General features: G+C 30.7%; 3 protein-coding genes. All 3 read left to right on the top strand.

Going from position 1 to position 1,656, the window contains the following annotated elements; genetic code table 11:
- Positions 1–117 precede the first annotated feature (117 nt).
- The 3 genes from LQ694_RS15370 to LQ694_RS15360 all read left to right on the top strand — a co-directional run bounded on the left by LQ694_RS15370 (position 118) and on the right by LQ694_RS15360 (position 1,568).
- Positions 118–348: a hypothetical protein gene (locus LQ694_RS15370; RefSeq protein WP_185160459.1), complete on the top strand. Its 231-nt coding sequence runs from the start codon at positions 118–120 to the stop codon at positions 346–348.
- Between the two features lies 1 nt (position 349).
- Complete coding sequence (locus LQ694_RS15365; protein WP_135016157.1) at positions 350–652, top strand: MazG-like family protein; 303 nt, start codon at positions 350–352, stop codon at positions 650–652.
- Positions 653–1,193: 541 nt separating this feature from the next.
- Entirely contained in the window at positions 1,194–1,568 is a 375-nt protein-coding gene (locus LQ694_RS15360; RefSeq protein ID WP_185160458.1) for a YopX family protein, read from the top strand.
- The last annotated feature ends 88 nt before the right edge of the window (positions 1,569–1,656 follow it).

Below are 1,656 nucleotides of genomic sequence, written 5' to 3'. Positions count from 1 at the left end.
TGATATTGCGAGGATTGCAGACCAAGTATTAAGTGGATATTTAAAACGAATAGATGAGTTAGATAAATCGAATGAATTTAGCAATTTACTACATGACATAAATAGGAGTGAGTGACTATGGAGTATACGTATGAGAAAAGAATAAGAAATTCAGTTGAACTTGAATTATTTAGAGATGGTCGTCATTTTCGTGAATATGATGCAGAAGTGATCAAAGAACATAAAGAAGTCTACGCTAAAGCAAAAGCGTTTAATGAAATTTTAGATGTAATTAAGAAAGCAGAATTTTACGACAGGGACACAGCATTAGACATTATAGAGATAGTAGAAGATTTGGAGGACAAATAATATGAACAATTTAATTAAACAAGTAGAACAATGGTCAATTGATAAAGGGTTAGATAAAGGTAATAGCTTTACGCAATACGCTAAATCTTCAGAAGAAATGGGTGAAGTTGCAGCTGCATTATGTAGGAATGATATAGACGAACTTAGAGATGGTATAGGGGACGTTATCGTCACATTAGTTATATTAGCTCAACAAAACAATATGACGTTGTATGAGTGTTTAGAACAGGCATATGGGGAGATTAAAAATAGAACTGGAGTAATGAGTAAAGATGGATCATTCATCAAATCAGAAGACTTGTAAAAATAAGGGTGGCGAAAGTCACCCAGATATTTTAGATAAGGTACGAGAAATATTGAATAGGAAGTGGTTAAAAATACAAAAAAATCGCCAATAATGGCGATTAAGGTTAATTCTTAATTGCTTTAATAATCAAAAATACAATACCAACCAAAATGGCAACAGGAGCTAAACATACTAAAGCTATAATTAATATGAGTAAAGGTAATGACATCTTAAGCCCTCCTTTTTATGTGTATAAAATAAGTTAATCATATGAAAAGAAGGATGTGAACACATATTACAAGAATGTTAGTTATTGCGATTCATAAAGAAATTTATTAAAAGCAATATTAATATTACTGGGACTATTAATAAAAGCAGATATACAAGTAAACTCATTTAAAAAACCTCCTAAGTAATATTAACATTATTAGAGACAAAAATTAGTGATGTGACAAAAATGTCACTTTAGAAATTTATGACTTAGTTATGGCAGATACAGGTATAAAGATTGGCGAAACAATAAGATGTCCTAGATGTCAAAAAATAGGGAGGAAAAAAGATGATACCGAAGTTTAGAGCATATTTAAACATACACAAGAAGATTGTAGATGTTCAAGAAATTAATTATAAGTATAAAGAGATTGTATGGGTGAATGGAAAATATACTGAAGTAGATAATTTTTCAGATATTGAATTACTCCAATCAACTGGACTATTCGACAAGAACGGTAAGGAAATTTATGAGGGAGACATACTACATCACAAAGTGCAAGGAACAGGTGTTGTTTTCTATCCTTATAGGGATACCATGGCTTCGTTTGGTATAAGAAATGTAAATACTAATTTTGGGAGAAATTTACAAGATACAGCTAAAGCAGGATATGAAATTATTGGAAACAAATTTGAGCATCAACACTTACTAGAGGAGGAATAACTTATGAAATCAGTGAAAACAATAAATAATTATATAGATGAATTACAAGACAAATCGAATATTAGCGATGGGTCGCATACATTTGATG

The sequence above is a fragment of the Mammaliicoccus sp. P-M58 genome, assembly GCF_022386165.1.
GTDB classification, from domain to species: Bacteria; Bacillota; Bacilli; order Staphylococcales; family Staphylococcaceae; genus Mammaliicoccus; species Mammaliicoccus sciuri.
The sequence above is the reverse complement of the archived record's forward strand: the minus strand, read 5'-3'. Positions and strand labels throughout refer to the sequence as shown.